Annotated in this window: 4 protein-coding genes; 1 reads left to right on the top strand and 3 read right to left on the bottom strand. The window is 71.9% G+C overall.

Features of this window, described 5'->3' with window-relative positions; all coding sequences use genetic code 11:
* Positions 1-129: 129 nt before the first annotated feature.
* Positions 130-711, top strand: a complete 582-nt coding sequence (locus DBR36_RS08060) for a GNAT family N-acetyltransferase (RefSeq protein ID WP_108318363.1) — start codon at positions 130-132, stop codon at positions 709-711.
* Positions 712-814: 103 nt separating this feature from the next.
* Here DBR36_RS08060 and DBR36_RS08055 read toward each other — a convergent pair whose 3' ends face one another.
* From DBR36_RS08055 to DBR36_RS08045, 3 genes are read right to left on the bottom strand one after another with little or no spacing between them, the layout of a single operon-like run.
* Positions 815-1129: a type II toxin-antitoxin system RelE/ParE family toxin gene (locus DBR36_RS08055; protein WP_108318361.1), complete on the bottom strand. Its 315-nt coding sequence runs from the start codon at positions 1127-1129 to the stop codon at positions 815-817.
* Positions 1126-1359 carry a type II toxin-antitoxin system ParD family antitoxin gene (locus tag DBR36_RS08050; RefSeq protein WP_108318359.1) on the bottom strand — a complete coding sequence of 78 codons (234 nt, stop codon included), beginning with the start codon at positions 1357-1359 and terminating at the stop codon, positions 1126-1128. Before DBR36_RS08050 ends, DBR36_RS08055 begins: the two co-directional genes overlap by 4 nt.
* Positions 1360-1390: 31 nt before the next feature.
* Positions 1391-2482, bottom strand: coding sequence for a VanZ family protein (locus DBR36_RS08045; RefSeq protein WP_258222624.1), 1092 nt, complete (start codon positions 2480-2482; stop codon positions 1391-1393).
* Between the last annotated feature and the right edge of the window lie 23 nt (positions 2483-2505).

The raw sequence follows: 2505 nt of genomic DNA, 5'->3' as shown, positions 1-2505 counted from the left end.
GTGCTCCGGCGGCGAGATACGTGCGGGGTGTTGGCGGGGCCCACGCCCGACACCCCGGCCCCGGATGCCTGCACCCCACCGCCCGCCCGCGAACCCCGCACCACGGCGCCGCCGCGCTACGGTCGAGGAATGGACGACCTCCGCGACACCGCCTCGGCCCTCGCCTACGGAGCCGGCCTTCTGCGCGGCGAACGGGTCCGCCTGCGGGCGACCACGGACGCTGATCTCGACCCTCTCGTGGACTGGTGGCGTCGCGACGACGCGGCGGTTCTGCAGCAGGGCGGCGTGCAGCATCGGCCCGCGCCATCCGTGCGCGAGATGTTCCAGGCGTGGAGCCGCAACGACTCCCCCGGCGGGGCCGGCTTCAGCATCGACGACGAAGAGGGACGACTCATCGGGCACACGACGCTGTGGGGAGGCGGCCTGCCGGCGCGCGTGGCGACCTTCGCGATCATCATCGGCCCCGACGCGGTCGGCCGGGGCTACGGACCGGATGCCACCCGCACGATGCTGCGCTACGCCTTCGACGAGCTGGGCCTGAACAAGGTCGAGCTGCGGGTGTGGGCTTTCAACACGCGAGCCCTGCGCGCCTACGAGAAGGCGGGTTTCGTCCGCGAGGGCGTACGTCGGGCGGTGGCGTTCCACGGGGGCCGCTTCCACGACGAGGTGCTGATGGGCGTTCTCGCCGGGGAATTCTCCGCGGCCGGTTGAGCTCCGCGCCGCGCCCTGCTCCGGGACGTCGTGTCGGGGGCCGGCGCGTGAGCGTTCCCGCGCGGGCGGGGGGCACCGCTCCGGCCCGCCTGGGCGCGGCGACTCAGTCCCCGAAGCTCCGTTCGGCATCGCGCCGCACGTGGAGGACGCGGTGGATACGGACCGCGTCGTCGTCCATCGTGTACAGCAGGTGGTACGGGAAACGATCGAGCGTCATGCTGCGCAGACCCGGGATGCCCGTGCGGACCTCTGCGGAGGATGAGCCCGCAGACGGGAAGTCCGCGATGCGGCGGATACCCGCCTCGACGGCGTCGACGAATCGCTCGGCGGTCTCGGCGTCAGCCGCCTGACGGTAATAGTCGATGATTCCGAAGAGGTCGTCGTCGGCGGCGCGCGACGAGACGACGCGAGCGGTCATCTGTCACCGGCGGCGCGAGCACGCAGGCGGTCGATGTACGCGGGATCGATCTCGGACCCGTCACCGGATCGAAGGCCCGCGATCACCGCCTCACGGAGCCGCACATCGTCGCGATCGCGCCGGATCAGCTCGCGGACGTACTCGCTGCTCGAGGCGTAGACGTGCGCGGCGACCTGCTCATCCGCGAACGCGCGCAACTCGTCGGGGAGAGAGATGTTCATCGTCGCCATACCGCCAGGATACGACCGATGGCAAACCCTGTCATCGGACCCGGCGAAGGCGATCCACCGTCGGGCTCTGCACGCCGGCGCGGTCGTCGACGAGACGGCGGCGACCGATCCAGCCGGTGAGGCCCCGACCGTCGGGCCACACGACGAGCAGCGCGGCCGTCGCCAGCGCCAGCACGAGCGCCAGCAGCGACCACGGCGCCGGCAGGGCGCCGAGCATCGCATAGGCCCCCGCCCCGGTCGTGAACCGCAGCGGCCGGGCGAGCCACCCCGGCAGCAGCCCGTTCGTGAAGCGCACCCGGGTCGCGAGATCGCCCACCGAACGACCAGCCACCAGGATGACGCCGAGCCAGACGCCCGCTGAGACGAGGGTTCCGGCGAGAGACGCGACCTCGTCGGTCGAGAAGGTCGCGGCATCGCCGAGGGTGAGCGCGATCGCGGCCTGCACCAGGATCGACACCGCGAAGCCGACGAGGCCGACACCCACGACATCGCAGACGATCCCGAGCAGCCGGCGGCGGCGGGCCACGGGACGGGGGTGCTCGGCATCCGCCCGCTTCGTCAGACCGCGATGCTGCGCGGGCACCGCGAACGCCAGGATCGAGCCCAGCAGAGCCCCCGAGGTGTTCGCGATCAGATCGTCGACGTCGAACACGCGGTACGCGCACGGGAAGAGGCCCCACACGCCGGTCAGCTGGGTCGTCTCGATGAGGCCCGAGGTCGCCAGGCCCGCGAGACCCGCGATCAGGATGCCGCGCCCCCCGAGCACCCGCAGGAAGAACCCGAGAGGCAGGAACAGCAGCACGTTCAGCGCGACCTGCAGCACGACGGGGTCGGTTAGATAGCGGCCCGAGACGGCGACGGCCGCGCGGATCTCGTCGACGAACTCGAACGGGCGCAGGTTGACCCCTGCGCAGCGGTACACCTCGGAGTCGGGCAGGGGGATGAGGGTGTACGTCCAGATCGCCCAGAAATACACGGCGGCCCCCGCCCACAGCACCGAGCGCCAGAGGGTCAGGCCGCCCCGCCGACGGTAACTGAGCGCCACGAACGGCACGAAGGCCAGCACCGCCACGACCGCCCCCGCGACGACGGCGAGCACCCCCGAGCCCACGATGTTGTCCACCCCGCGAGCATAGGGAAAGGCGG

Source organism: Microbacterium sp. HMWF026 (assembly GCF_003061325.1).
Lineage (GTDB): Bacteria > Actinomycetota > Actinomycetes > Actinomycetales > Microbacteriaceae > Microbacterium > Microbacterium testaceum_E.
This window is presented reverse-complemented; position numbering and strand designations above follow the sequence as displayed.